The sequence below is a fragment of the Luteibacter sp. dw_328 genome (assembly GCF_018449605.1).
Classification (GTDB): Bacteria; Pseudomonadota; Gammaproteobacteria; order Xanthomonadales; family Rhodanobacteraceae; genus Luteibacter.
In genome coordinates this window covers 175,143-200,169 of record NZ_JAAVUW010000001.1, presented here as the reverse complement: position 1 = coordinate 200,169, position 25,027 = coordinate 175,143, and the positions used below count along the sequence as shown (strand labels likewise).

27 protein-coding genes are annotated in these 25,027 nt (G+C 60.8%); 15 read left to right on the top strand and 12 right to left on the bottom strand.

Annotated features, from left to right (window positions below; translation table 11 throughout):
- Nucleotides 1–29: 29 nt before the first annotated feature.
- Nucleotides 30–341, bottom strand: coding sequence for a hypothetical protein (locus HB634_RS00900; protein WP_063570927.1), 312 nt, complete (start codon nucleotides 339–341; stop codon nucleotides 30–32).
- Between the two features lie 118 nt (nucleotides 342–459).
- Here HB634_RS00900 and HB634_RS00895 point away from each other — a divergent pair, with 118 nt between their 5' ends.
- Nucleotides 460–972: a hypothetical protein gene (locus HB634_RS00895; RefSeq protein WP_213947069.1), complete on the top strand. Its 513-nt coding sequence runs from the start codon at nucleotides 460–462 to the stop codon at nucleotides 970–972.
- Between the two features lie 108 nt (nucleotides 973–1,080).
- On the opposite strand, the gene HB634_RS00890 is transcribed toward HB634_RS00895, so the two are convergent.
- The 4 genes from HB634_RS00890 to HB634_RS00875 form a co-directional block, all read right to left on the bottom strand.
- Nucleotides 1,081–1,545 carry a hypothetical protein gene (locus HB634_RS00890; protein ID WP_213947068.1) on the bottom strand — a complete coding sequence of 155 codons (465 nt, stop codon included), beginning with the start codon at nucleotides 1,543–1,545 and terminating at the stop codon, nucleotides 1,081–1,083.
- 57 nt (nucleotides 1,546–1,602) lie between these two features.
- Nucleotides 1,603–2,016 carry a hypothetical protein gene (locus tag HB634_RS00885; protein WP_213947066.1) on the bottom strand — a complete coding sequence of 138 codons (414 nt, stop codon included), beginning with the start codon at nucleotides 2,014–2,016 and terminating at the stop codon, nucleotides 1,603–1,605.
- A gap of 392 nt (nucleotides 2,017–2,408) precedes the next feature.
- Nucleotides 2,409–2,837, bottom strand: a complete 429-nt coding sequence (locus tag HB634_RS00880; protein ID WP_213947065.1) for a hypothetical protein — start codon at nucleotides 2,835–2,837, stop codon at nucleotides 2,409–2,411.
- Nucleotides 2,838–2,864: 27 nt separating this feature from the next.
- A complete protein-coding gene (locus HB634_RS00875) occupies nucleotides 2,865–3,680 on the bottom strand; it encodes an SDR family NAD(P)-dependent oxidoreductase (protein ID WP_213947063.1) in 816 nt (271 codons plus the stop codon).
- A gap of 46 nt (nucleotides 3,681–3,726) precedes the next feature.
- Between HB634_RS00875 and HB634_RS00870 the strand changes: the two genes are divergently transcribed.
- The 3 genes from HB634_RS00870 to HB634_RS00860 all read left to right on the top strand — a co-directional run bounded on the left by HB634_RS00870 (nucleotide 3,727) and on the right by HB634_RS00860 (nucleotide 4,806).
- On the top strand, nucleotides 3,727–4,116 hold the full coding sequence (locus HB634_RS00870) for a helix-turn-helix domain-containing protein (RefSeq protein ID WP_213947062.1): 390 nt from the start codon (nucleotides 3,727–3,729) through the stop codon (nucleotides 4,114–4,116).
- A 204-nt stretch (nucleotides 4,117–4,320) separates the two neighbouring features.
- Nucleotides 4,321–4,542, top strand: a complete 222-nt coding sequence (locus HB634_RS00865) for a hypothetical protein (RefSeq protein ID WP_213947061.1) — start codon at nucleotides 4,321–4,323, stop codon at nucleotides 4,540–4,542.
- Nucleotides 4,543–4,554: 12 nt separating this feature from the next.
- A complete protein-coding gene (locus HB634_RS00860) occupies nucleotides 4,555–4,806 on the top strand; it encodes a hypothetical protein (protein WP_213947058.1) in 252 nt (83 codons plus the stop codon).
- A gap of 24 nt (nucleotides 4,807–4,830) precedes the next feature.
- Here HB634_RS00860 and HB634_RS00855 read toward each other — a convergent pair whose 3' ends face one another.
- Nucleotides 4,831–5,259, bottom strand: coding sequence for a hypothetical protein (locus HB634_RS00855; RefSeq protein ID WP_213947056.1), 429 nt, complete (start codon nucleotides 5,257–5,259; stop codon nucleotides 4,831–4,833).
- 51 nt (nucleotides 5,260–5,310) lie between these two features.
- Between HB634_RS00855 and HB634_RS00850 the strand changes: the two genes are divergently transcribed.
- A complete protein-coding gene (locus HB634_RS00850; protein WP_213947054.1) occupies nucleotides 5,311–6,597 on the top strand; it encodes a hypothetical protein in 1,287 nt (428 codons plus the stop codon).
- 25 nt (nucleotides 6,598–6,622) lie between these two features.
- On the opposite strand, the gene HB634_RS00845 is transcribed toward HB634_RS00850, so the two are convergent.
- Complete coding sequence (locus HB634_RS00845; RefSeq protein WP_213947053.1) at nucleotides 6,623–7,582, bottom strand: hypothetical protein; 960 nt, start codon at nucleotides 7,580–7,582, stop codon at nucleotides 6,623–6,625.
- A 460-nt stretch (nucleotides 7,583–8,042) separates the two neighbouring features.
- On the opposite strand from HB634_RS00845, the gene HB634_RS00840 reads away from it, so the two are divergent.
- The 3 genes from HB634_RS00840 to HB634_RS00830 are packed head-to-tail and all read left to right on the top strand — an operon-like array spanning nucleotide 8,043 to nucleotide 12,100.
- Nucleotides 8,043–9,539, top strand: a complete 1,497-nt coding sequence (locus tag HB634_RS00840; protein ID WP_213947051.1) for a DUF4331 domain-containing protein — start codon at nucleotides 8,043–8,045, stop codon at nucleotides 9,537–9,539.
- 24 nt (nucleotides 9,540–9,563) lie between these two features.
- Entirely contained in the window at nucleotides 9,564–10,850 is a 1,287-nt protein-coding gene (locus HB634_RS00835; RefSeq protein ID WP_213947050.1) for a hypothetical protein, read from the top strand.
- Nucleotides 10,847–12,100: a HupE/UreJ family protein gene (locus tag HB634_RS00830; RefSeq protein ID WP_213947049.1), complete on the top strand. Its 1,254-nt coding sequence runs from the start codon at nucleotides 10,847–10,849 to the stop codon at nucleotides 12,098–12,100. The genes HB634_RS00835 and HB634_RS00830 overlap by 4 nt, the downstream gene beginning before the upstream one ends.
- Nucleotides 12,101–12,102: 2 nt before the next feature.
- On the opposite strand, the gene HB634_RS00825 is transcribed toward HB634_RS00830, so the two are convergent.
- Together HB634_RS00825 and HB634_RS00820 are read right to left on the bottom strand one after the other, a co-directional pair.
- The gene (locus HB634_RS00825) at nucleotides 12,103–14,091 is read right to left on the bottom strand and encodes a TonB-dependent receptor (RefSeq protein ID WP_213947048.1); all 1,989 of its coding nucleotides are present in this window, start codon (nucleotides 14,089–14,091) and stop codon (nucleotides 12,103–12,105) included.
- A gap of 316 nt (nucleotides 14,092–14,407) precedes the next feature.
- Nucleotides 14,408–14,830, bottom strand: a complete 423-nt coding sequence (locus tag HB634_RS00820) for a hypothetical protein (RefSeq protein WP_213947047.1) — start codon at nucleotides 14,828–14,830, stop codon at nucleotides 14,408–14,410.
- 491 nt (nucleotides 14,831–15,321) lie between these two features.
- On the opposite strand from HB634_RS00820, the gene HB634_RS00815 reads away from it, so the two are divergent.
- The 5 genes from HB634_RS00815 to HB634_RS00795 all read left to right on the top strand — a co-directional run bounded on the left by HB634_RS00815 (nucleotide 15,322) and on the right by HB634_RS00795 (nucleotide 20,858).
- On the top strand, nucleotides 15,322–16,761 hold the full coding sequence (locus tag HB634_RS00815) for an APC family permease (protein WP_213947046.1): 1,440 nt from the start codon (nucleotides 15,322–15,324) through the stop codon (nucleotides 16,759–16,761).
- A 675-nt stretch (nucleotides 16,762–17,436) separates the two neighbouring features.
- Nucleotides 17,437–17,925, top strand: coding sequence for a hypothetical protein (locus tag HB634_RS00810; protein ID WP_213947045.1), 489 nt, complete (start codon nucleotides 17,437–17,439; stop codon nucleotides 17,923–17,925).
- Complete coding sequence (locus HB634_RS00805; protein WP_213947044.1) at nucleotides 17,922–18,434, top strand: hypothetical protein; 513 nt, start codon at nucleotides 17,922–17,924, stop codon at nucleotides 18,432–18,434. The genes HB634_RS00810 and HB634_RS00805 overlap by 4 nt, the downstream gene beginning before the upstream one ends.
- Nucleotides 18,435–19,082: 648 nt before the next feature.
- Nucleotides 19,083–19,436 (top strand): hypothetical protein, encoded by a 354-nt coding sequence (locus HB634_RS00800; protein ID WP_213947043.1) that lies wholly within the window; start codon nucleotides 19,083–19,085, stop codon nucleotides 19,434–19,436.
- Between the two features lie 333 nt (nucleotides 19,437–19,769).
- Nucleotides 19,770–20,858: a PD40 domain-containing protein gene (locus HB634_RS00795; RefSeq protein WP_213947040.1), complete on the top strand. Its 1,089-nt coding sequence runs from the start codon at nucleotides 19,770–19,772 to the stop codon at nucleotides 20,856–20,858.
- Between the two features lie 62 nt (nucleotides 20,859–20,920).
- Here the strand turns inward: HB634_RS00795 and HB634_RS00790 are convergent, their stop codons facing one another.
- Nucleotides 20,921–21,838 (bottom strand): LysR family transcriptional regulator, encoded by a 918-nt coding sequence (locus tag HB634_RS00790; RefSeq protein WP_213947039.1) that lies wholly within the window; start codon nucleotides 21,836–21,838, stop codon nucleotides 20,921–20,923.
- Nucleotides 21,839–21,940: 102 nt separating this feature from the next.
- On the opposite strand from HB634_RS00790, the gene HB634_RS00785 reads away from it, so the two are divergent.
- Nucleotides 21,941–22,735, top strand: coding sequence for an alpha/beta hydrolase (locus HB634_RS00785; RefSeq protein WP_213947038.1), 795 nt, complete (start codon nucleotides 21,941–21,943; stop codon nucleotides 22,733–22,735).
- Between the two features lie 275 nt (nucleotides 22,736–23,010).
- On the top strand, nucleotides 23,011–23,154 hold the full coding sequence (locus HB634_RS00780; protein ID WP_213947036.1) for a hypothetical protein: 144 nt from the start codon (nucleotides 23,011–23,013) through the stop codon (nucleotides 23,152–23,154).
- Between the two features lie 10 nt (nucleotides 23,155–23,164).
- Here HB634_RS00780 and HB634_RS00775 read toward each other — a convergent pair whose 3' ends face one another.
- Nucleotides 23,165–23,521 carry a hypothetical protein gene (locus HB634_RS00775; RefSeq protein ID WP_213947034.1) on the bottom strand — a complete coding sequence of 119 codons (357 nt, stop codon included), beginning with the start codon at nucleotides 23,519–23,521 and terminating at the stop codon, nucleotides 23,165–23,167.
- Nucleotides 23,522–24,235: 714 nt separating this feature from the next.
- Nucleotides 24,236–25,003 (bottom strand): hypothetical protein, encoded by a 768-nt coding sequence (locus HB634_RS00770; protein ID WP_213947032.1) that lies wholly within the window; start codon nucleotides 25,001–25,003, stop codon nucleotides 24,236–24,238.
- Between the last annotated feature and the right edge of the window lie 24 nt (nucleotides 25,004–25,027).

Genomic DNA, 25,027 nt, shown 5'->3' with positions numbered 1-25,027 from the left:
GAGCCGCCGTTATCCTGACGCCGCGTGCCTCACGTGCTTGTTGAATGCGGCGAAAAGTACAGCACAAGGAAGATCACGAAGGGCCACAGCCACAGCATGACTCTGGCTGTCCAGATTCGCCATTGCAACGGCTCGGGGTATTCGGCCTTGGGGAGGTTCATGTTGAACATGATGTACATGACTGCCCAGGTACTTCCGCTGTAGCCGAACCAGGTCGGCTTTGGCCACCGCCCCTTGTATGCAGGGTCGACATCCATGATTCTTGAAATCGTGCCACGGGCCAGGAAGGTGTACACGGAGGCATAGCCAACGGCGAGGCAACCAAGTTGTGCAGCTGACATTCCTACCTGAGGGCCCCTAAGATTCGATCCTGACGACAGTCCCTGAGCCGGCAGCGGCGGCATCTGGACGAAGACGTGCACATTGATTCTTTCTCACCCGTCGAAAGGGTAGCAAAAAGTGAATATCCTGGTACGCACGATCCTGTTCCTGACCGGCCTCGCGACACCCCTTGCGTTGCTTGCCCATGACATGACGCATGCGAATGGCCCGTCCGCGGTCGTTGCCAAGCTCTACAAGGACTTCGCCTGGGAAGCCCTGGGCCCCTCTGACGCCACGTTCGGGGCGCCTCTCTCGGAGCAACCGACTGCCGTTCTGAATAAATACTTCGACGGGACGCTGGCGTCCCTTCTGGCGAACGATGCCGCTTGCGTGCAGCGCAACCAGGGCGACGAGTGCAACCTTGGCTTCAACCTGATGTTCGCTTCGCAGGACCCTTCCGCGTCGGATCTGGAGATAGAGCCGTCAGGTTCGGATCGTGTGGCTGTCTCGTTCAAGTACCCGAGCGACGGCGAAACGATCCGCCTGGAATACATCACGGTCCAGACGCGATCCGGCTGGCGGATAAAGGACATTATTTACCATAACCAGAACGATGAAAGCCTCGTTCAAATATTGTCGACCAAGCCATGACCAGGATTCTCGCCCTGCTGCTCTCGAACATCCGACCTCGTGCGCGCGACTTTGATGAACGGGTGAAGCTCAATCGTTGAACCGCCGCGTTCTTCGGCATCTTCGCGCCTACTCCCGTGGCACCGGATTGTCGTGAAACGTCGCACGGCAGAAAGCCGATGGATCTCCATTCGGCCAATCCTGGTTGAACCACGTATTCGCGTAGTGGAGTTCGGGCATCCTCAAACCAGCTTTTAAGAGCACCTCCTCGGCCTGCGCCTCGGTCAGGCCACGCCACACTTGCGTTGTCTTGGTATCAATGACGTTGAAGCCACGGCATGGCTTTTCACCCGGAAGCGGCACCGTCTTGTCACCGGGACGCACGAGGCAGGTCGCGACGATGTACTCCTTCATGAGTCCCACCTGCGAAACGTAACGTTCAAGGACGCTGTTTCCCGTCACGTCATAAATGCCCATTTCAGCATGACTCGGAGCGGCCACCCAATAGCCGTTGGAGAGACAGCCGAAATCGCGCACCTTGCATGAGACGCACATGAGGCAGCCCATGAGGATTCCCAGTCTTTGAAGCTTCACAAATACGCTCCTCCCTGAGGCCATCTACCGAAAGCCAAGCTCGATTCACAGCTCACCTCAGCGGGAGCGCGGCACGAGCTCGATGGTGACACCGGCGCCTTTAATCGCCTGGAAGTCTACCGTCGCCGACGGCTCGTACGCCACGTTCAGCGTCTTCCCATCGACCCACCTCATCGTCACGGCACCTCCTGTCAGCTCGCGCGTGCTTTTATGGGAAAGCGTGACAATGTCGAAACCCTCGTCGTCGTCCCGTTGGCTTAGCTTGACCACGGTGTAGAGCGCCGCATTACCCGGCCCGCTCTGCTGGGTGGTTGCCGCATTGGCCTGGTAGTGACCGTCGGGGGACCGTGAGTGGGCCTCCCAGATGATGGCCTGGTCGGCGCTGCAAGCGGACAGTAAGAGTGCGGCTGCCAGGAGGCATCCAGGCACTACCAGCCGCACCGGCCAATGACAGATCGTCACAGAATTCATCTTGAGCAGTCCATGCGCAGGGTCAGTCGGATGAAGCGTAACGTCAGTCCCGTCCGGGGACGTGTCTTTTGTAAGGCGCCCACCTGTCCGAATGATGGTGACTGCCGTGATCATCCGATCGCTGGATCGGCCGCGAAAGCGCGGTCCCCTCCCTCCTGCAGGATCGCCGGGGCGAGCTCGGCGGACGCCGTGGCCAGCCCACTCGAGGTCGTGCTAACCGCCGACTGGAGCATGAGCGTCTCCACTTGTGCGGATTCGTCATGGGATGCACGCCGCGATACCATCGCCAACTGTTGCTGCTCCTGGGCGAGGGCTTCCTTCAACTCGAGCCGCCGCGTGACACTATGTTGGGAGCCGTTACCGTCGATGGATGGCTCGATAGCGCCACCCACTTAATGGCTGGGCACCACATCCTTCACGTGTTGAATGTTGAGCACATAGGGCGTCACCGGATCGGGATCAAGCTGAAACAGGCCCGTTATGGTCGCTATGCCGTGCCGTCCCTGCCGGTTCATCTGGACATAGAAGTGGTGAATATCCTTATGTTTCATAACCGCTTCCGTTTTGATCATCAACTCAATACCCCGGCCAGCGCATAGCCTGTCAGCGATGTTCATATGATCCTCGCCGAGGTAGACAAATCCTCGAACGCGAATCACCTGGTTAACGAACGCCCGAGGGTTCTTCAAGACGCTGCAAACGTCCGTTGAGATGGTCGTGGTCTCGACCTTTACTGTTCCCGCCGACGCTACAAAGGAAACGCTCAAAAGGCAGAGCCACGTGATCGAAACAGGCAGCGCCAGATGCTTCATAGCTTCCATCGTGTTCCCTGGTTATTGGTAACGTAACTAAATCACCGGCGAAAGTCCCCCATCAATCCGAAGATTAGTCCCGGTGATGTACCCGGCCAACGGGCTCACCAGAAAAGCTACAGCACGTGCGACCTCTTCCGGCTCTCCCGTTCGGCCAACGGGTACCTCGGCAAACAGCGGAAGGACCGCGCGCTCGATGGCGTCCCACGGCGCGTCCCGGTCCGCCAATCCCTTCTCCGCGGCAACCTCGCGAAAGCGCGCATCGAGCGCGTCGCTGTGGATCGTACCGGGCGAAATAGCGTTCACGGTGATCCCGCTCGAAGCGACCGCCTTGGCCAGTGACGAAGTCATGGCATTCATCGCCGCCTTGCAGGCGGCGTAGCCGGGAGAAGAGGCAGGCGCCATGGTTGCGGCGAGGCTCGAGATGTTGACCACCCGCCCCCATCGCCGTGCCTGCATTTGCGGCAACAGTCGGGTCGTCATGCGTACGGCAGACAACACATTTCGGTCATAGGCCGTCGTCCAGGAAGCAGGCTCAGTGGTTGCCCAGCTCTCTTTCACGCCGCCGGAACCACCGGCGTTGTTGACCAGGATGTCGACAGGACCGGCACGTTCCCCGGCTTCCTCGACGATGCGCTGCACCTGCTCATCAAACGTGAGATCCCCGACGACGACGTGGCCCCGACCGCCCGAGGCTAGGATATCAGCAGCAACCCGCTGGGCCTGGGCCTTGTCGCGCCCGTGAACAATAACGGTCGCCCCCTCCAGGGCCAGTGTCCTGGCGATAGCTTCGCCGATGCCCTTGCTACTGCCCGTCACCAGCGCAACCTTTCCCTGTAATTGCAGATCCATACCGAAACCCCACGTCGTTTTTAATATCTCGCTACGGTGGCCCCACATGACAGTTCCGACAACTACGCACTTTCAGGTGCCCACCACCCAGGAGTCTCCCGATGTGTGTCTGGGTCCGGCGGGATCGGCGGCGCACGTGACGCGAGTCGTACGCATGGTCCAGGGGCGCTGGAAGCTGCCGATACTGTTCAGGCTGTTTGCCGACCCGACCCTGCGTACCTTGCAGTTGAAGCGTGACCTGGGAAGTATTTCGCAGAAGGTACTAACCCAGCACCTGCGCGAGCTTGCCGAGGATGGTCTCGTCGCGCGCGTCGAACACGCCGGCAAGTCCCTGCGCGTCGAATATCAGCTGACGGAGATGGGCCGGCAGCTGCGTGCTGTTCTCGTTGCGGCACGAATGTTCTCGGTCGATCATCCGACTGGGCAACCTGGATGAAGCGACGGTGGCGTGCCAAGGTCAGTCACGCACCCACCGCCGTTGGCGTTCGTTTCACGCCCCGGCCCCGACGATGGGGCCATGACAACTCGTACCCCAACTCACCTCCTCACGAACCGGTCCCCTGACGGCAGCGCGGATCGGACTGGCATCGAGTCGCCCCAGCACAGGTCGCTCTCGCACCGACTGCTCAGGTACACGAGCTTGCTGGAGGACGCGGTCGGCGCTCAGGACCCCCTACGCGCCCACCGATGGGCCTGTGAGATCCGCAACCTCGGCTGGTCCGCGGCATTGCCCGGTCCGGCCGCCATGGCAGGGGTGTTGGCCATGCGCCTGTCGGATAAGAACGTTTCACCTGGAGAGATCGACCTGGCCCTCGACGAGACCATAGCCGAGGTCCACCGGGCCGTCGCCCGGATGGCCTAGGCAGGAGCAGCCATGGAAGCCCGTGACCTTGGAAGCACCATCACCCTGTACCTACCGCAAGCGAGTGGCGGCTCTGCTCCCTTCAAGGTTTTTCAGGATCGCCAGCCCGTTGGCGAATTCGCCACCCAGGCCGAATCGCTGCGATTCGCCATGGCGCTGGCCGAAACGATCGCTCGAAGCCGCCGCGTACCCGTTCGTGTGCGCAGCGAAGACGAGACAGGACAGTGGCAGAGCATCGAGGCACCGGCAGCGTCGCCGGGATAGCCTTCGTTTCGAGCGACCACCCTGTCAGCGAACTGGCCTGCGAAGGAGCACGACGCGTGCGACAACCGCCAGGCACAGAAACGACAGGGCGACAGCCGCGTTCGTATAGCTCAACATCTCGAACGGATACGACTCGCCAAAGAACACCCAAACCCCAACGGGGTAGAAAAGTACGATGGCCGACGCGGCAACGAAAAGTGTCAGGCCCGCCGCGCGGCGCTTCAATAAGAGCACTCCGCCGATGCCAGCCGTGACGGCGGCGACGACCCAGGTCACCCAATAGGCCTGCAGATGGGCCTTCCACCCCTGCATGTCCACGTCATGACGCCACGGGGGCAACGTTGCCGCGACAACGCGGCCCGTAGCGGACACCCCGTGCAGGCCATAAAGGGATGCCACGAGCATGACTACGGCGAGCGCAACGATTCCCGCACCCAATGACCTGAGAAACATATCTTTCCCTCTTTGTAGATAATCGGCACAGAAACCACCCAGGGACTCTCCATGCGTTTGCTCATGGTTTTTGCGGGAATCGCGGTCGGATTTATCGCATCTCCCGTCTGGGCGACGACGCCCGACCTCTCGTCACTGGCAACGCAGCTCGAAAAGATACGCCACTCCCGTGGCATAGACGAGGCGCGGAACGCCGGGCCCGAGTTCACGCCGGTCAAGCACGCCTTGCGCGAATGGGTGGAGCAGCAATTGCCCCCGGTACCGGGCGCGAGCATGGGGAATGGCACGGTCTACAACATGGATCCCGACGATCTGACGGCGCTGAGCGCGCGACTGACGCAGGCGCTCGACGACGCAGGATTGACGTGCGGCCAGCCGGAATCGTCCGGATACCGGTGCGGGGATCCCTCGCACACGGAAAGCGAACGAGGGTACCTCGACAAGATCCGCATGGCCCCCCTCGACTATCGTTACCTTCTGGTGGTGACCGGGGTGGGGATGCAGTGCGGTTTCGACCAGTCGGCGTACCTCTACGAACAAAGGCTGGATCACCATTGGCACCTCCTGATCAGCATCGAGCAGGACCGGTATGGCAAGGACGAGTACCAGCCCCAGCATTTTCTTTCGATCCAGACATCCTCGTACGACACCGCATGGAACGAACCTGCGCCGCCGCCCCTCGTCACGACGCTCGGCTACAGTCCCTGGTGTTCGTCGAACTGGCAAAGCCTTTATACGAAGTTGTGGCAGGCATCCAGGGAGACGACGACACCGCCTGCGCTGATTGATCGACAGGACAGCCTCTACATGGGCGATGACTTTGTTGCCGGAGCACACCTCACGAACCACGACCTGCTGGTCCAGTACATGGGCCCCAGCATCGACGGCACTGCCTTGGTCCGACCGCATGTCCTGCGCTATCAAATCGGGCCGAACCACGCCGTAAAGCGTGTTGCGCCTGTCGCGCTCGATCCACAGGCATTCGCCGAAGAATGGCTGACCCGACCCTGGGCGGAAGCGTCGCATTGGCTATCCCCCTCCGCCGACAGGACCGCCCTGGCGCAGCTGCACGCGGCAGAGCAACACAGCTATATCACCGGCGAGTACGACGGCAGCGCCAGGCGTTGCCGCGGCTCCACGTCTCTGTGGCAGGTTGCTTACAACCAAGACGCGGACCAGGGCACGCTACCGAGGTACTTCAAGGTTCAGTGGACGGCGCCGTACGACTTCAGCCTGGTTGCGGCGTCCACCAAACCCTTTGCGGGTTGTGACGTGACAGCGGCGCCGCCGCCGTCGACGATCGGCACGTTGTTTCCGGTTCAGGGGTGGACGCCATAGTCGTATTGGCTACCCGTTCGTGCTGTCACTCACGTGGTGGCTCGGCGGCCTTCTGCGGGCCAAGCACGATAGCCAGGTGCCTCAAGTCGTCGACGGAAAGGTCGTATCCCTTTCCGTCCTCGCGCTCCTTCAGCGTTCCAAGTGCATAGACTCTGAAGTACGCCACGTTTTCCGCCTGCTCAAAGAGTTCGAACCAGTAGCGACGATAGCGATAGGCATTGATGGTGGCAGACTTAACGTACAACGATATGGGCTTGCCTTGATGCTTATCGAAAAAAGTGAAACTGAAACCCGCGCCGTATTTTTTGTACCGTGCACCGCCAAACAGCACGCGATCACTCACTCCCAGGCGGGCCCATTCGATCGGGCGAAAGTAGGACTGCAGCGATACCTCACCGAGCCCTTTGACCTGGATCGTCAGGGCTTCGAATTCTTCCTTCGATAGCTCATCTTTCGCCTCCCGATAGCACTGCACAAGCCGTTCCAGGCTATTGGTGCTATGCCTCATCGGCGAAGGTCGACCGCTCCTGCTATTCCGACGAACGCCGCCTCCTTCCCCGGCGTCAAGCTGCTCATCGGGTGGTTCATTTCCTTGCTCGGGGCCGGCCTCCGTGGGGTCGAAGACATCAATGAAATCGTTGAGCTTCAGCTTGGCCTTACGCTCTTCCAGTTGACGATCTGTTTCGCCAGGCAGCCTCTGCCCCACATCGCCCTCGATTCCTACCCACTCGCATGACGCGTCATGATCGTCCACGGGATTGGCTCGATAGTGAGCGGTCTGATGCTTGGTCTGCTCCTGGGGTGGGACGTGATAGTTCACCCCGGTGACCTTGACGCCTCGTTTCCGGCAGGTGTCGGTTGAGCAGAGGAAGCTCAAGGCGCCGCGCTCAGGTCTGGCGAAATAGAACAGCATGGCCCCCGTTATCGGAAGAACCTCCTCCGCTTCAATGCAGTAGGCGTGCGTTATCCGCTTATTGCTCTTCATTCGCATCCGCTACCTATGTCTATCTCGACGCCTGGGAGCAAGGTGACCCCATCACTACCATTGAGCGATGGTAGGTGAAATCGCCCCATTTACCATGGAAGGTGAGGTGGTCAAATTTCAGCGTTACTTCGCGCGCGACAACGTTCTTACTTCGTCCTTCTTACTTCGTCCTTGGTCCAACACCGGCGTCCATCGGTACCCGCAACGCGCCGCTACGCCTTTTGGCCTATGCCGTATAGCCTATTTGTCCGATAGCTGCATCTTTCTCCGAGCCCTCGACGTAAACCCATGGACTGCCGACGGAACGGTAAGTCTGACCGGGGGGTCGAATGTGCTGAATGCGAGGCAGGAACCGCAGGCAATGTCGACGGAATTTCGGGAGCGGGATCCGTGTGAGGGAGCCGGCCGTGCCCGAGTGGTGCGCCGGTCACATCTGTCCGATCGACATGCGAGACCCATCATGAATCTGAAGCTTACCTGCCTGGCCGTTGCGCTAGCCTCCTTACCAGCTGCCGTCCTGGCTTCCAGCCATCGTGAAGCCCCTTTCATTGCCACTCAGCCGCAGGTAGACGCCAGCGACTTCTACATGTTCATGAGTTATGAGACGAACCGGGACGGTTATGTCACGTTGATAGCCAACTACGATCCCCTGCAGGATGCCTACAGCGGACCGAATTTCCATTCGCTCGACGAGAACGCGGTCTACGATTTCCACATCGACAGCAACGGCAATGGTCGCTCCGATCTGACGTTCCGCTTCCGCTTCGATAATCGCGACAAGAACCTCACCGTGCCCGCCGGCGGCAAGCCGCAGGCCGTGCCGCTGATCAACATCGGCGCCATCACCGCCACGGACCAGAGCAACCTCAATCGCACCGAGACGTACTCGGTCGAGGTGATGAAAGGCGAGTCGGTCGCCTGGCGCGGCCAGTCCCTGCTCAACATGGCAAATGGCTCAGGCGTCTTTACCAAGCCCGTCGACAACATCGGTAACAAGTCCATCGCCAATTACGAGGGCTACGCGAACGCCTACGTTTACAACGTGAAGATTCCGGGCTGTGCGGCACCGGGCCGTGTTTTTGCCGGCCAGCGCAAGGATGGCTTCGTCGCCGACCTGGGTGGCATCTTCGATCTGGTCAATCTCAATCCGCTCGGTGCGCGCGATTCGACACCCAACGCGCTGACACAGAAGAATGTAACGACGCTTGCCCTGGAAGTACCCGCCACCTGCCTGGGGGCGACCAAGCAGCAACCCGTCATCGGTGGTTGGACGACCGCCAGTGAGCCGCGCTATCGCGTACTCAACAACGCCGACAAACCGTACAGCTTCGCGGACTTCGTCCAGGTATCCCGGCTTGGTTCGCCCCTGGTCAACGAACTGGTGATCGGGCTGAAGGATAAGGACAAGTTCAACGGCAGCCAGCCGAACCAGGACAAGCAGTTCCTCAGCTACGTCACCAGCCCGACGGTGCCGGTCTTGCTCAATGCGCTGTTCGGAACCGCCGTGCCCCACACGCCGCGTAACGATCTGGTCAGTGTTTTCCTCACCGGCGTTCAGGGCCTGAACCAACCGGCGCACGTCACGCCTGCCGAAGAGCTGAGACTGAATACCTCCATCGCTCCCACCCCGGCCGCCTCGCAGAACGACCTGGGCGTGCTTGCCAACGACCTCGCAGGCTTCCCGAACGGTCGCCGCCCCTACGATGACGTGGTCGATATCGCGTTACGGGCAGAAGCCGGTGCCTTGTGCAGCACCACCATCGGCACGTGCGGCGACCAGACGGCGGATCCGAACAACGCCGCGCCGCTCACCGACGGCGCACGTGCTGCCGGGGCCACCGCCGCCACCTCGCAAGTCACCGGGAAGATTTCTGCCGCTGACACGTATCTGGACCATTTCCCGTACCTCAATACGCCCGTGCCCGGCTCGGTCACGCCGGCAGTCGCCGCGCAGTAGCGCGACCGCCTGAGACATCCTCGTATGCACGCCTTTAAGACGGCGAGCCCCAAGGTGATACGCCCTTCCTTACGGAAGGGCGTATTCCGCCTCGTCGGCATCGTCGCCGCGCTCGGCAGCGGTCCCCTCGTCGCCCAGCACGTCACGCCCTACGTCCCCGATTCGCCGGCCGTTGTCCTGCAACGTGTCCCTCCCGCGACCGATCCACGCGTCCGTCGGTTCGAGCAGCTACGCACCGATGCCGAAGCACACCCTGGGAATGCACAGAAAGCCGTCGTCCTCGCCCAGGCATATATCGACTTCGGGCGATCCACCGGTGACGCGCGCTACCTCGGCCGCGCCATGGCTGTGATCGACCCCTATATGAAAGCGCCGTCGCCACCGATTTCCGCGATGCTGGCCCATGCAACCATTCAGCAGAGCCGGCATGCCTTCGCTGCTGCGCGTAAGGAACTCGAGCAGATACTTCGCCGTGCTCCCGATAACGCGCAAGCCTGGTTGACCGTGGCGACCGTCGCCATGGTCCAGGGCGACTACCGTGGCGCCAACGATGCCTGCGTGCACCTTGCCAATTCAGGTGGCGATTTCATGGGCATGATCTGTACCTCGTCACTACGCTCGCTCGATGGCCGTGCGAAGCAGGCCTATGCCCTGCTGACGCTGATCGAGGACCCTGGCCCGAAAGCTCCGGCGACCATTCGCGCATGGATCGAAAGCCTGATGGCGGAGACGGCCGCGCGCACGGGGAATGTCGATGTCGCCGACGCGCATTTTCGACGCGCGCTTCAGTGGACGCCGGGCGACAATTTCCTGCTTGCCGACTACGGTGAATTTCTCCTCGATCACGCTCGCCCCGCGGACGCCCTGGCACTCGTCGGCAACGACACGACCTCGGACACCTCGTTCCTGATCCGTGTTGCCGCGGAAGTCGCGCTGAAATCACCGCGCGCCGCTGACGATATCGCCGCGATGGACGAGCGCTTTGCCGCCATGACGCAACGCGGCGACCACATCTTCCTGCGCGAACAGGCCACCTACCTGCTCCACGTGCGCGGAAAGGCGGCGGAAGCGTTGACCCTCGCGCGGCAGAACTGGGACGTGCAGCGTGCACCGAAGGACGCCCGGATCTATCTGGAGGCAGCACTCGCCTTGCACGATCCAGCTGCCGCCGCAGACGTCCTCGATTTCATCAAGGAAAGCGGCATGTCCGATGACACCGTCAATCCCCTTGTGACGCAGGCACAGGCTGCCATCGCTGTCGCCCAGGTGAAGCCCTTGCCATCGACGACGAACGGAGCCGCACGGCGATGAACACCACACGCTGGCTCTTCATGTTGTGTGTGGCACTGGCTGCCTTTGCACCCAGTGCCTGGGCACACAAGGAAAGCGACGCGTATCTCAGCCTTCGCACCGACCGGGCTGACGACCATCGCATGCATGGGCAGTGGGACATCGCCTTGCGAGATCTGGATTACGCGGTAGGCATCGACGCCAACCACGATGGCGCCATCACGTGGGGTGAGGTCCAGGCGCACCGCACGGCGATTGAGAGCTATGCGTTGCCCAGACTCACCGTGAAAGGCGACGGCCTGACCTGTGAGACAACCGCAACGGGACAGGCCATCGACGACCATACGGACGGCGCTTACGCCGTTATCCTGTTCGACGCGGTATGCGACAAGAACATCCCCAGCCGGCTGACGGTGGTCTACACCTTGATGGTAGACATCGACCCCTACCATCGCGGCATCGTTACCCTCCATGCAGGCGATCGTGTCGCCGGCGCCGTGCTTGGCCCGGATCGGCCGCAAGCCAGCCTCGACCTGCGAACGCCCGATCGATGGAACGAGTTCACCAGCTTTCTGAATGACGGGATCTGGCACATCTGGACGGGTACCGATCACATCCTGTTCCTGCTCTCGCTGTTGTTGCCTGCCGTGCTTGTGATGCAGCCGCGTAGCGGTCCCCATGTCTGGCGACGAAGAGCAAGCGTCGCGGAAAGCAGTGGCGCGCTGATGGCGCTGAACCCGATTGGTGCGACCCGCGTCTGGCACCCTGTTGAGAGCTTCTGGCCGGCCTGTCTTGACGTCATCAAGATCGTCACCGCGTTCAGCATTTCCCATTCGATCACGCTGTCGCTGGCCGTGCTGGGTATCGTGCACGTCCCTAGCCGGCTGGTGGAATCGGGCATCGCGTTGTCGGTGCTGGTCGCTGCGTTCAACAACGTCTATCCGATGGTCGCCAAGCGGGTATGGCTGATCGCGTTTGCCTTCGGTTTCATCCATGGGCTGGGCTTTGCCAGTGCCCTGACCGGGCTGCAGCTGCCGCCGGGCGCCATGGCCGCGTCCCTCGGTGGTTTCAGCGCGGGCGTCGAAATCGGTCAGGAAGCGATCGTGCTGGCCTTCCTTCCTGCGGCGTTCGCGATACGGCGCACGCGGTTCTACCAGATCGGTCTTCTACGCTGGGGTTCGTGGACCATCGTCGCCATCGCCGCGGGTTGGTTCATCGAGCGCGTGTTCGAGGTCTCGATCCCCGGCTTCGCCTCGATTCTGCCTAACTGATCCTAGAGATCGAGGTTCAAGGTCATGCGGTATTGCCGCGGCTCGCCTGGATGGACGGTAATGCCATCAGCGACCAGTGGACTGGTCGGCGTGACGCGATAATCCTGGTCGTACGCGATGTCGAAGTAACGGCGACCGAAGGCGTTGAGCACGTCGAGCACCAGGGTTAACCGAGGCGTCAACGCGCGACTCAGCCGCAGGTTCGTCACCAGCGACGACGGAGCACGCAAGGCGCCGTCCTGTGACAGGGGATAGCCACCGATGTAGAGCGTCTTGACGCTCGCGGACCACGGCCCGTAGCGATGCAGGGTCACACCGAGCGAGGCTACCTTGCCCACGGCGTTGGGAATGCGATCGCCGGATTCGCCGTTCTCGTCAGGATGGGCATAACGCGCGTGCGTCCAGGCCAGGTCGGCATCGATCAGTACATAACGGCCCAACGTCAGGTGGTTGTTCCACTCCACGCCCTGACGCCGGCTGGCACCGTTGATTTCCGTTCCGCCGGAATCGGCACCGTAGACGAGCTCTGAATCGCTATTGAGCCGCCAGACTGCCAGCGAGCTCTGCAGGCCTGGCACCCACTCGGTACGTACGCCGATCTCCTCGCCGAAACTTCCGACCAGGGCCGGCGCTCGCTGGAGCGTCGCTCCCGTTTGTGCATCGAAGCGGTCAACAGCACCGCGCGCGTCATTGCTGTGAAAGCCCTCGCCCGCGTTGATGAAGAATTCCGTTGTCTGCAACGGTCCGAAAATCAGCGCCATTTTCGGCGAGACGCGGTGATCGTCCACATGACCGCTATTGGGACGATAGGTGCGCGAGGTAAGGTCCAGCGCGATGCCGTCGGCCCGGATGCCGACGATGCTGCGAAACCAGTCACGCCACAGGGTGGTGTTCTGCAGATAAACCCCTGCCTCCGTCTCACCCACCTGGTTGTCGCTCACCGTATTGAACGCCTGGCGTGCCTGCGAATCGTAAAGCGACACGTGGATGAGGTCGTGCCGCACCTGCAAACCGGCTTCGGTCGTACTGTCGTGACCGAGCCAGGAGCCCTGCCAGCCCTTGACGATGTCGGTACCCAGGATGTTGCGCGCGTCGCGTTGATTGAACTGGTCGCCACGAACCGGGTCGTTCTCGAAATAGGTGAAGTTCGACCACAATTGCAGTCGGTAGTGTTCGAGATATGCCGATACCCGCGTATAGCCATCACCGTCCTGTGCGTGCCATTCGCCGGACAGGATCGCGCGTGCGGTGCGGCCACCGTCTGTCGGATCCAGCGCGCAGAAGCGACAGAGTGCTCCGGAGCGGATGAGCTCGAGCGGGACCTGATCGGTTGAATTCCAGCGTGCGGCGTAGCCGAGCGCCTCGGCCGACCACCCACGACGCTCGTCGCCATCGCTGAGCCGGAGCAAGCCGTTGAGCTTGCGCATACGATCGGGGCGTTTCCAGGGTCCATCCTCCTGCATCGATTCGATGGCGCCGAGCAAGGTCGGCCCCTGCGGTACTACCGTCGAGCCAGCGAGCAGCACCCGACGGTATCCATCGGATCCGTAGGTCGTGCTCAGGAGGGGCGCCGGTAGCGCCGCGCGGTAATGCACGTCGGCCGAGCCGGCCGATGAGAAGTCGCCGCTCTGTGCAAAATAGGGGCCTTTCCGGTAATCGATACGATCGACGAGCTCCGGGATCAGGAAGTTGATATCGCTGTACCCCTGCCCATGGCCATTCGTCGGCATGTTCACCGGCACGCCATCGACGCGCGTCGCAAAATCGGTACCGTGGTCGAGGTTATAGCCGCGCAGGAAATACTGGTTGGCCTTGCCCTCACCGGAATGTTGGGTCACCACCAGTCCCGGAATCGCCTCCAGAATCTCGCCAGGCCGCAAGGCAGGAATGTCCCGCAGCAGGCCGCCCAGGATCACGCCCTGCGACGCAGCATCGGACTTGCCCACGCCGTTATCGTAGTGCCCGTCGACCAGGATGGGCGCCAGGTTCACGGAGCGCGGAGGGTCCGAAGGGGTATCGCTGGCGTGAGCCACGTCGAACGCAAGGACGCCGACGACAAGGCACGCCACGCGTCCGAAGGTCCGCTCTACGCCTTTGCCGTGATGCACGCTGCGCCCTCGATCGTATGACCGGTACCCGGTGCACCCCTGCCCCAGATAGGTATACGAAAGCGGATGCGGCGTGGATGCGACGGCTGCGCACGGGACATCTATCCGTTTGAGGCCGGCGAGCCACCGTCACCCTGCTCCGCCGCCTTATACTCCCGCGCTTAAAAACCCGGCTGGTTCCCGCCATTGAGACGCCTGCCTAGCGAGTTCGATGCAGGGTAAACGTGGTCGAGACTTCCTGTGAGAAGCAGTCATCGTTGGGCTCAAGTGAGAGCGTCCAGGAAACGTCGACGTCCGACTCGCGAAGCACTGTCGTCAGCTCAGGAAGCGAGCCGTCAAGATTCACGTTCCTCACAGCATCCTTGTTTGGACGAATTTCCATGGGTTTGGTGCCAGGCGACAAGAGCGGGATGGACGTCGTCAGCTCATGTCCGTCCGCCTTTGCGACGGCACGAATATTCAGCAGGTTGGCACCAAAATGGAACTCGTCGATGACTACCGTCTTTTGCGTCGGGTTCTGAAGCACCAATCGCAGAATGTGGGCCGAGCCATCCTGAACAATCGAACTGCGGGTTGAAAGGGTCTCGCACGCTATGTGCTCTTCTGCGTGAACAACACCCATCCCAAGGACGCCTGACAGGCATGCGAAGAGCACAGCGCCCTGCCAACCTATTCTCATCACTCAACCACTCCAGATAGTCTGAGCTAGTCGCCGGGACCGGCGCGTCGTCACATCTTATCCAGCTTTCTGCTCCAGACGCGCCTTTATTCCTCAGTGCTTGCAGCTGATCGAGCTCCACGCCCTCAGCCGCTGTCGCTGAGCGGTGGTGGCCTTGTCGTAGCGTCCATGCTTGCTTTCGTGGCGCTTGTCGTACCCGAGGCATGAGCAGTACGAGTTGACCGTGGCTTTCAATGGCAGCGACCGTGCCTGGTCAACCTTAATCAATCCACGAAACGCAAGGGGATTGTCTAGGCAGGGCCTGCCTGACGCTAGCGCGGGCCACGCGGAAGGCCGGAATGCAACGTTTCGGTCATAAATCACCCTCGACGCCACACTGACGTAAAATAACCGGCTGCGCTGGATCGACGCGCCTTTTACAGTCAGGAGTCACCGTGAGCCGTTCGACCGTCGCGCCACCGCCAAAGTCCCACAAGCTTTCTACCCAGTTCATTGTCTTCATGGTGCTCGCGGCTGCGGCGCCACTGGCCTCGATGATTGGCAACCTCCCGATCGCCATCTCACGTGGCACGGGCGGGAACGTACCCGTTGCGTTCCTGATCGCAGGCTTGATCCTGATCGCATTTACCACCGGCTATGCCTTCATCGGCCGTCGGGTTGTCAGTACCGGCGCGTTCTATACCTATGTTGCCGAAGGCCTGGGCAAACCACTCGGCGTCGGGACCGCGTATTCCGCGATCCTGTCCTACGGCGCGTTCACCTTTGGTCTCGCGGCGGCATGCGGGTATTTCGACGAGCAGGTCTCGATCGCGGTCGGCCACAGGGTCGATTGGACAATCTGCGCCGCCGTGTCTGTCGTGCTCGCCGGCATTCTCAACTACCGGTCGATGGATGCTTCGACCAAGTTGCTGGCCGTCATCATCATCGTCGAGACCGCGGTGCTTGTCGTCTTCGATGTCAGTGTCATCGCAGCAAAGGGATGGGCAGCCTTCCCGCTTGCCTCCTTCGCGCCCAGCCAGTGGCTCGCACCCGGCGTCGGCGTCTCGCTGATGACGGCGTTCACCTGCTTTGTCGGCTTCGAGTCCGGCGCCCTTTATTCAAAGGAAGCAGCCGACCCGGTACGCAGCATTCCGCTGGCCAGCTATGTCTCGGTCATCCTGATCGGCTCGTTTTACCTGATGACCGCGTGGATCACCGTTGGCGCGCTCGGCGTAGGCGAGGCGAAGGCGACGGCCGTCGCTCATGGCGGTACGCTCATTCTGGACCTCATCAAGCAATATGACGGGCAGACCGCATCCGATATCGCCGGTGTGCTGCTGTGCACGTCGATGCTCGCGACCTATATCGCGATTCATGCCGCCGCCTCTCGCTACGTGTTCGCGCTGGCTCGCGAAGGCTTGCTGCCGCGGATGCTCGCCCGGTTCGACGAAATTCGCAATGTCCCGGTGGCGGCAACCCTCTGCATGTCCGCTGCGACGGTCGTTTGCCTTGCTGGTATCGCTTCTACGCGAACCGATCCCTATGCCGCGATTATTCCGGTACTGATCGGCATGGGTACGCTGGGAATCATTGCGCTTCAGGCAGCGGCGGCGATCGCTATCGTTTTTTATGTTGTTCGGCGTAGGCGTGAAGCGGGGCCGGTCGTCTTGATTTCGTCGGTGTGTGCGGCGATTGGTCTTTCCGTGGCGCTGACGACCGTCTGCGTCAATTTCACTTTGCTGTCGACGGTGAATACGCCGTTCGTGGCGTGGTTGCCGGCGCTGTACCTAGTGACGCTCGCGGCCGGGCTTGGGTTTAGTGTCTGGCTGCGGCAGGCGCGTCCGGCACAGTATGCTCAGTTGGCGTTGGTTGAGCATCGGGAAGCCGTTGGCTGATGCTGCTGTTCCAGTGATTCTCCTGTAGGCGTTCCATCCGATCAGTCCGATAACAGAATGGACGAATACTGGGGAGCGCCTGGATGGCGACGGGATATCCCCTTCCGACAAGGCTGTCGACTGTCGAGCTGCGCGTTTTCGGACAGCTCGCGGACGCCCCCATTTGCCGAGCTTTTTCCTACCTTTCCCCGGCGCTTTCAAACCTTCATACGCAGCTCGCAATCGCAATAACTTGCGCATTGACGGGCGAATAAAGTCCTGAGAGATTCTTGCGAACGCGTTTTTCGGGCAATCCGTCAGCGCGCAGGGACATGCCGTTAAACCAGGGGCCAGGGGGCATCTGAACGACCAACCACATTCGAGTTGCGGCTTTGGCGGCACGTTTGACCGCGTGTGTCCGATGCCCGGGTATCACGATTTAGAGTCGTAGAAGGGAAACAGCCTCTTCCGGCAGGACCGTGTGTCGTAACACGTCTGCCTGAGCTTTTCGATCGGTCGCGCAAAAAGGATAGCGGCTACACGGATGCTTATTTGGCAATGCACCTCCTCGAGCAGACGCTGCTCATTGCGCGGCGAATATCCGCACGAATCCGATGATGCAACCGAATGGTCCTACTCGCTCGATGCAATTCAAAGATTGGAGGCTGCGGAGGACAGATGAGATTGATATCGCAAGTGAGCGACGCGCTCGGATGCCTCTACATAAAATGCTCTGGTTTTGGCCTGCTCGATGACGCGTCCACTCGCAGTTTCAAGGCCAGTGTCTTCCTGGCCACGTGGCTCATGGCCGCCATCTTCTCGGTTTTATGCGTGTTTAACACCTGGGTTTTCGACTTGAGCCGGCTCTATAGCATCTTGGGGCCCTTCAAGGGACCCAATCCAGGGATTGAAGGAATTGGATTTTTGGTGATCGTCGGCATCCCGGCTCTCTGCGTTGCAGTGCGCATCGGCAAGAAGTACAACCGATACACGAGAACGAAAGCGACTTTCACGCAATCCGTGAGCTTGGCGGTTTGGTATGCCGCCGTAATCATGTCGATTCCTGCGAACAAGACCAACTACGGCTGCGTTTTGGTTCTGCTTTTCCACGTAGCTTTCTTCATCTTGCTCTTGCGCGAAGGTATCCAGATCGGAGAACGACTTGAAGAAGCCGAAGGTCGATGAAGTTAATCAAGCTCGCGCGAGGAGCCCTGGGCTGTCTATTTGTCGGTTGTTCCGGAATCGGCCTGAGAAATGACGCCGCAGGCCGAAAACAGCAGGCTGTCATTTTTGTAACCATATGGCTGAGCGTGGCGTTCTTGTCGATTCTCGGAACGTTCAGTCTTTGGATATATGACCTGAGAGATGCGTACTGGAAGATCTGCCCTTATGAGGACGCCAGCGCTCGATCGGCGGGACTCGGCCTCTTCGTTTTAATTGGAATACCAGCACTTTGGCTTGCCTGGAGCGTCGGGAAAGAATATTCAGCGTTCGCAAAGAAAAGCGCCACCTGGCAGGCTTATGTTGGCGTGTCCATCTGGTTTATATGTGTTTTTACGTCCGGCTTGCTCAACCTTAGCCGATATGGATCGCTGGTCGGCCTAGTCATCCACGTGGGATTTTTCGCTTGGCTGATACGGCAATACAGGACAAATCCGCCCGTGCTAGCTGGTATTGCCGGGAGGGTAACGTGAATCTCAGAACAATATTGTGGAGCCAACCCAGGGATGTCTTTCTCTATTCCTGTGAGGCGTACCGAATATGGATGGTGGAATCGCAGCGTTCGTCGCTAGCTGACACCGTCGCAGAGTATCCACTCGCAGGCTACGCGGGGTTTGTTTTATTTTCACTAGTCACTGTCGTGTACCCCGATGCTCGACATCTTAACCATCTTGCGATCGCCTCTGTTTTTATCTTCGCTGGGGTTGCGACGCATATCTATTTGAAGCAACGATGGGGGTTAGCTTCGGTAGTTTTCGCTCGCTATCGCAGGATCCCATATTTCAAAAGCGTCATCGTGGATGCCATCGTGATCCTGATGCTAGTCCTTATGCTGGCAGCCACCAGCGGCAGCCCTATGCTTACGCTGTGTGTGGTCGTTGTCCATTGGCTCATGGTGGGTACGGTCTTTTACGCGCTCATGGAGCGCAGACGTGTGCCGGATCAACAGGGGACGCCATCCCTATCCAGTAACGGCCCCTAACGTGAATCTCAGAGCAATATTATGGAGCCAACCCAGAGATGTGTTTCTCTACTCCTGTGAGGCTTATCGAATATGGATGGTGGAGTCACAGCGTTCGTCGCTAGCTGATACGTACGCGGAGATACCTCTACAAACATACATGGCTTTTGTTTTTTTCTCATTGATCTGCGTCGTGTTCCCCGACGCAAGGCATCTGGGCCGCCTCGAGATCGCCTCTCTTTGTGTCGTCGCAGCGGTCGCGACACATTTTTATTTGAAGCAAAGATGGGAATTAGCTGCGGCGGTTTTCGCTCGCTATCGGCGGATTCCATACTTCAGAAGCGTAATTGTGTATACCGTCATGGTTCTGATGCAAGTCCTTATGCTGGCATCCGCCAGCGACAGCCCAATCCTCACGCTATGTGCGATCGCGGCGCATTGGCTGATCTTGAGTACGGTCTTTTATGCGCTCATGGAACGCAGACGTTTGCCGGATCAACAGGAAACGCCATAGCGCGCCGAAAGCTACTTCCCATGTCAGACGAAAATGCACCTCGAACAACCGACTGATCAGCCTTGCGACGATCAGACCGCGAACGCGACTCCGCAAAGGCCTGCCATGGCCGAAGACACCGGCGAGGGTTATCCTGGAGATGCCGGAGGTTGCGCAAGAAGGCCACGGCAGGGGCGGGAACAACCAACGGATTCACCCGACACGCTGCCGATTCTGCCGTAGCCGCCCGGACAGCAATGGCTAAGCTCGGGCCCGACGTGTGGCCGGTGATACCAGTGCGCCCGGCCTGATGCCGTAACGGCCAACGACCGATCTCGGAGCAGACGAACGGAGATGCCTGTCGATCGATGGCTCGTTTCGCTATTCCTGACGCTCTCCCTCGCGGCCTGCCAGTCGTCGCCCAGCCGTGCTCCGATAGCCCCGTCCGAACTTGAGGGACGATTTTTTCTTATCGGCCGGAACCTCACTACACCTCCGCAGCCCAATATTGGTGTCGTGCAGTATCTATACGAGATGCCCGCATCCGGAGGCCCTCTTGCACTGCGGCTTCCGGAGTACAAACACGTCTCCGACCTGAGTTGGTACCCGTTATCGCATCGCCTTGCGCTCAACAACCGAGCTGATCCCCATCGGGGTCTTTTTCTGCTGGACACCAACAGCGACGCGAGCGACGCCATGGCCGCCCTCACACCTTCGCTGGACGCCATCTACTCCCAAGTCATTAGATTGCCTCCACCGTCGACTGAGCTGCCACTGACAACATACCGAACCCAGGTGGCCTTCTCTCCCGACGGGAGCCGGGTCGCAGGTTTTGACCATGCGGGGCACGTGTGTGTAGCAAGTCCAGAAACCGACGGCGCGATTCACTGCGAGGAGAGCGTCCTGGGATGCGTCGGCTCGACGCCTTCATGGTCGCCAGATGGCCACATGATCGCTTTCGCGGGAGCGATAAAGGCCGACGCGAGCTCGTGCAACCTGTTCGAGCTTTACGTCTTGGATGTGGCGTCTTACACCGTCAGACAGCTCACAGATATTCCAGGCCCTCGCATCGGTTACGAGCCTGACGGAAGCGTCGTGAAGCGTGGAGAAGTCTTGGATCGTTGGCACAAGACCAACAAGCCAAGATGGTCGCCCGATGGCCAGTGGATAGCGTTCACGACCTATGCCGGCGTCGGCCGAATTCATCCCGATGGAACGGGAATGCAAATCCTCGCCAAGGGCACTGGCGGCACCTGGTCACCTGACGGGACGATGATTGCCTACCGCGTCCCAGGAAAGGTCCAGCCGAAGGGCATCCTCTATCCGCGCTACAACATCTCATGGACGCTGTATGTCAGTCGTGCCGACGGGACCGGTGCGACAGAGATTCCCATCGATCCTACGGGGACGATAAGTGTCGAAGATGTGGTCTGGACGAATTGAAGGCACTGCAAAAATTCGGGCCGGGGACCATGCCTTAGGCGGAGGGTCGGCCGCGTTGACGATCAGCCGCGCAGTGGCCCGTCCCACGGGAACGGTTCCTGCAGCGTTTCGACAAGATGGTCGACGAAGGCCCGCACGGTCTTCGGCAGGAACGCGCGGGACGAGTACACGACACTGATGTCCAGGCTGTCCGCCTCGAATCCGGGCAACACGCGTACCAGCTCGCCACGTTGGATGTACGGGCCGAGGATGAATGTGGGTCCAAAGACAATACCCGCACCCGAAACGGCTGCCGCGCCGAGCATCTGTACATTGTTCGCCGACAGACGAGAGAGTCCGTCGATCCGGTGGGAGACGCCCTGGGCGTCCCGCACGGTCCAGTCCGGCACCGATACCGCTTCGCTGAACGACAACAACGGCAGCATGGACAGTGCGGCGGGGATGCCTACCGGGCCGTGCGCGTCGAGAAACGCCGGTGCCGCGCAGAGCACCATGCGACAGGCACCGAGACGCCGTGCGACCAGCGATGAGCTGGTCAGCTTGCCGATGCGCAACGCCACATCGACCGAATCGCTTCGAAGGTCGCTGTAGCGGTCGTCGAGCTGAACCTGGAGCGCCACGGCAGGATGCTGCTTGAGAAAGGCAGCCACGACCGGCCCGAGGTGGAGGGCGGCGAAAGTGACAGGTGCCGTGACCCGCAGGGTCCCGGAAATGACACTCGTCTGCGCACGCGCTTCCTCATCCGCCTCCCGCACTTCGGCCAGGATGCGACGGCACCGCTCGAGGTAAGCCTCGCCTTCCGGTGTCAGGGTGAGCTGGCGTGTCGTTCGCCGCAGGAGCAAGACACCAAGGCCCGCTTCCAGTGCCGCCACGTACTTGCTCGCCTGCGAAGGAGTCATGGCGCACGAACGTGCGGCACCGGCGATGCTGCCGGTGCGTGCCGTCGCTTCGAAAACGGTCATCGAGGTCAAACGGTCCATTCAATCCCATCCTGACCGACTGTCGGTCTGATGTTGCCACTAATCGTCGCCCCATAGGGTCCATAGGATAGAGGGAACCTTCCGAAAACAAACAGGTGTCCCATGTCCGTAGCATCCGCCATTCGCCCGAAACTGCACGTCCGTGAAAAGGGCACCCGTGGCCCAGCCCTCGTCTTTTTGCACTACTACGGTGGCTCGTCGCGCACGTGGACGCCCATCATCGACGCGTTACCCGCTGACACCCACACCGTTGCCGTCGACCTTCGCGGCTGGGGTCAGTCGGAGAAGCCCGAAGACGGCTACACGCTCGCATCCCTCGCCGACGACGTCGAGGCGCTCATCACGGCCAAGGGTCTGACCGACTTCGTCCTTGTTGGCCATTCGATGGGCGGTAAGGTGTCGCAGCTGCTCGCTTCACGCCATCCGGCCGGCCTGCGTGGCCTCATCCTCATCGCCCCTGCAACGCCGACGCCACTGGCGCTGCCGGCCGAAGCGCTGAACGGCTTCGCGAACGTGTACGACACGCGCGAAAGCATCGAAGCTGCCCTGGAGAACATGCTCGTCTCCGAGCCCCTTCCCCACGACCTGCACGAGCAGGTCATCGCCGACAGCCTGTCCGGCGCGCCAGGGGCGAAGGCCGGTTGGCCGCTGGTCATGAGCCAGGAAGACATCAGCGGTGAACTGGCTGGCATTCGTGTGCCGGTGCTGGTCATTGCCGGCGGCGCCGACAGGGTGGACCCCGTCGAGGCACACCAGACCGAACTGCTGCCCCGCCTGTCAGACGTCGAGTTCCACGTGCTACCGGGCATTGGCCACCTTGTTCCGCTTCAGGCACCCGTCGATGTCGCAGCGCTGATGTCCACGTTCCTGGCCCGATCAATCCACGCGCTCACCTGAGAACCGTTCCCGCGACGCGTCGTGACACATCCGCGAAAGAGGTAAGGGCGCAGAACCAACATTTGCGAACATTCTCATGCCCGTCTGATGGGCTTCTCTGTGAACGGTCGAGCATCCATGCCTGCGGGCCTGCCTCTGGCGCGATTTCCAACAACAAGCATTGACGAAGCGGCCTCACCTCGATTGTGCTCCACAGGGCCGCCCGTACCCGCCGGCAATTCGGCACCGTCTCAGACGAATGTCACCGCCCTCCCCCGTTGCGAGCGCTCCGAACCATGTTTGAATTTCTCGCTTTCCTGGTCAGCGCCGTCACGGATTCCTGGGGTCAGGCTGGGCAACGCAGGACCTGGTGGATCCTGGGCGCCATCGTGGTTCTCATCATCGTGGCGTGGGCGGTGCTTGGCAGGCGTGCCGCATAGATCAATGCGATCAGGGCGCTGATCGCGGATCAGACAACCGACTGGTGCGGCCTAAAAAAAAGTAACCCGCCAGCGCCAAAGCATGGACCAAAGGAAAGAACAACACGAAGCTGTCTACGGCGCCGCCGAGGCGCAAACGCGGAGGGAGCATTCCCAAGATCACGCCCGAGACCAGTGCCCAGCCAACGACAACCACGCGTGATGACCGCAACATTGGGAGTGTCGCCTTAGCCACAGCCAATCCGTACACGAGGATCCCTGCGACCCCGCAGATAACCTGCTCATCGGTGTTCGTAAAAAGGAATACCTGGCCGGCAAAGACAGCCATCGAAAGGACAAGCGCTGCGATGGCGATCATTCTGGACATGATTATTTTCCGCTTGCCTGTTACTGGGAAAAGACACCCCCGACGACTTCCGCGGAGTATACGGCCGGCTTCGACTCCCCATGATTTCCCACCATGTCCCCGCCCCCGACCGACACGCAAAGGTCATCAGCCGGTTGGCGGAGGTCGTAATCCCCACCCTGATCCGGTGAGCCTGCCGGCATCACCGGGCCTCGCGGGACATGGACGAGAACGTACGTGTGGTACCGGAATACGACGGAGCTCCCGGGCGGAGAGCCGGACACGGGCAGCAGGCGGCTCGAAGCACTAACCCGCCCATCGTCGCCGAACAGCCGTGCCGTCGTTAGCTCCCGCCCTGGCAGTCCGTCACCGCACCAGCGCAGGCGGACGTAGACATTCAGCTCTCGCCGTCGGATGACACGCGCGTAGTCAGTGTCGGAGTCAAAGTCGAGTCGAAACCAGTCAAAATCACGGATGCGATAAAGCGCGCGGGCGTCCACTGTGGGAATGGACATGACATCGACGGGCGATGCGCGAACGGGGCGCAAGGTGCCCATCGGTACCGTGCACCCGGCCGAGGCTGCAGTCATTGCCATGACGAGGAGAAGAAGCCTGCTACGCGTGGCGAACGTTGACTCCATCTTCGCGTGACCCCTTGGACCGGCATCGTTGCGTCACGGTGCCATGTCCGACGGGTGAGCGATGGGCGAATTCGGTGAAGTCCCTGCACCGTGGTTAGTCGTTGTAAGCGCAGAGCCCGCTGCAATCGGTGGACTTGAACACTTGCTCGAGCTGGCTGTACTCAGCCTGCTCGGAGGCGTTGTCGGGGGATGGCATTCTCAGTATCCGGAAGTAGATCTCTTTGCGCTGCCGTAGAGTGAGCGCGGCAGCCAGTGCGGGTGCCGAGTCGGCGAAAGCCATGAGCATGGCGCCGCGACGCTTGCCGAGCTCGCCCGCACCCGGCGACGCCATGAGGAGGCCGGTGACCATAGCGACCGCGCCCTTTCGAACGGCCAGCGCTTCGGCAAGCACCGTCGCGCGCTTGGGCTCCGGTTGGGACGGCAGCCAGTCCGCGAGAGCGGATAGCTCGTGTGCACCGGCATACATGGTCAAGATCACCAGGGGATACACCACATCGGCGTACTTGTCGGAATTCGCCATGGTCTGGGCAGAGGTCGGGTTGGTTCCCGCGGCAACCCCATCCGCCAGGTAGCGCTGGATAAGCCCAGCAAGCGGTAGCTTGACCTTGAGCACCCACGCCAGGTCCTGGGCAGACGACGGAGCGGTACCAAAGACGGCGCGACCCGAGGACACCTGAAGCAACGCCTGCATCCGGGGATCCGACCCTGCCATGAGCGGCGCGTTGGGATCCTGGCCGTCAACGACTACTTGAGCCCGACGAATAAATTCAACGGCACCGGGCGGCGTGTTCGCCAGGCTGCCGCCTGAGAAGCAGCACACCATTAACGCGCCGACGATCGGCACAAATCCCTTGAGTCGCATGGCCACTCCCCCGTTGGCGAGGGG

Excerpts from the sequence above, each read along its gene's own strand:
- HB634_RS00900 (WP_063570927.1), bottom strand. The coding sequence starts at position 341 with ATGTCAGCTGCACAACTTGGTTGCCTCGCCGTTGGCTATGCCTCCGTG.
- HB634_RS00885 (WP_213947066.1), bottom strand. The coding sequence starts at position 2,016 with ATGAATTCTGTGACGATCTGTCATTGGCCGGTGCGGCTGGTAGTGCCT.
- HB634_RS00880 (WP_213947065.1), bottom strand. The coding sequence starts at position 2,837 with ATGGAAGCTATGAAGCATCTGGCGCTGCCTGTTTCGATCACGTGGCTC.
- HB634_RS00875 (WP_213947063.1), bottom strand. The coding sequence starts at position 3,680 with ATGGATCTGCAATTACAGGGAAAGGTTGCGCTGGTGACGGGCAGTAGC.
- HB634_RS00870 (WP_213947062.1), top strand. The coding sequence starts at position 3,727 with ATGACAGTTCCGACAACTACGCACTTTCAGGTGCCCACCACCCAGGAG.
- HB634_RS00860 (WP_213947058.1), top strand. The coding sequence starts at position 4,555 with ATGGAAGCCCGTGACCTTGGAAGCACCATCACCCTGTACCTACCGCAA.
- HB634_RS00855 (WP_213947056.1), bottom strand. The coding sequence starts at position 5,259 with ATGTTTCTCAGGTCATTGGGTGCGGGAATCGTTGCGCTCGCCGTAGTC.
- HB634_RS00850 (WP_213947054.1), top strand. The coding sequence starts at position 5,311 with ATGCGTTTGCTCATGGTTTTTGCGGGAATCGCGGTCGGATTTATCGCA.
- HB634_RS00845 (WP_213947053.1), bottom strand. The coding sequence starts at position 7,582 with ATGAAGAGCAATAAGCGGATAACGCACGCCTACTGCATTGAAGCGGAG.
- HB634_RS00840 (WP_213947051.1), top strand. The coding sequence starts at position 8,043 with ATGAATCTGAAGCTTACCTGCCTGGCCGTTGCGCTAGCCTCCTTACCA.
- HB634_RS00835 (WP_213947050.1), top strand. The coding sequence starts at position 9,564 with ATGCACGCCTTTAAGACGGCGAGCCCCAAGGTGATACGCCCTTCCTTA.
- HB634_RS00830 (WP_213947049.1), top strand. The coding sequence starts at position 10,847 with ATGAACACCACACGCTGGCTCTTCATGTTGTGTGTGGCACTGGCTGCC.
- HB634_RS00820 (WP_213947047.1), bottom strand. The coding sequence starts at position 14,830 with ATGGGTGTTGTTCACGCAGAAGAGCACATAGCGTGCGAGACCCTTTCA.
- HB634_RS00805 (WP_213947044.1), top strand. The coding sequence starts at position 17,922 with ATGAAGTTAATCAAGCTCGCGCGAGGAGCCCTGGGCTGTCTATTTGTC.
- HB634_RS00800 (WP_213947043.1), top strand. The coding sequence starts at position 19,083 with ATGGCTTTTGTTTTTTTCTCATTGATCTGCGTCGTGTTCCCCGACGCA.
- HB634_RS00795 (WP_213947040.1), top strand. The coding sequence starts at position 19,770 with ATGCCTGTCGATCGATGGCTCGTTTCGCTATTCCTGACGCTCTCCCTC.
- HB634_RS00790 (WP_213947039.1), bottom strand. The coding sequence starts at position 21,838 with ATGGACCGTTTGACCTCGATGACCGTTTTCGAAGCGACGGCACGCACC.
- HB634_RS00785 (WP_213947038.1), top strand. The coding sequence starts at position 21,941 with ATGTCCGTAGCATCCGCCATTCGCCCGAAACTGCACGTCCGTGAAAAG.
- HB634_RS00780 (WP_213947036.1), top strand. The coding sequence starts at position 23,011 with ATGTTTGAATTTCTCGCTTTCCTGGTCAGCGCCGTCACGGATTCCTGG.
- HB634_RS00775 (WP_213947034.1), bottom strand. The coding sequence starts at position 23,521 with ATGTCCAGAATGATCGCCATCGCAGCGCTTGTCCTTTCGATGGCTGTC.
- HB634_RS00770 (WP_213947032.1), bottom strand. The coding sequence starts at position 25,003 with ATGCGACTCAAGGGATTTGTGCCGATCGTCGGCGCGTTAATGGTGTGC.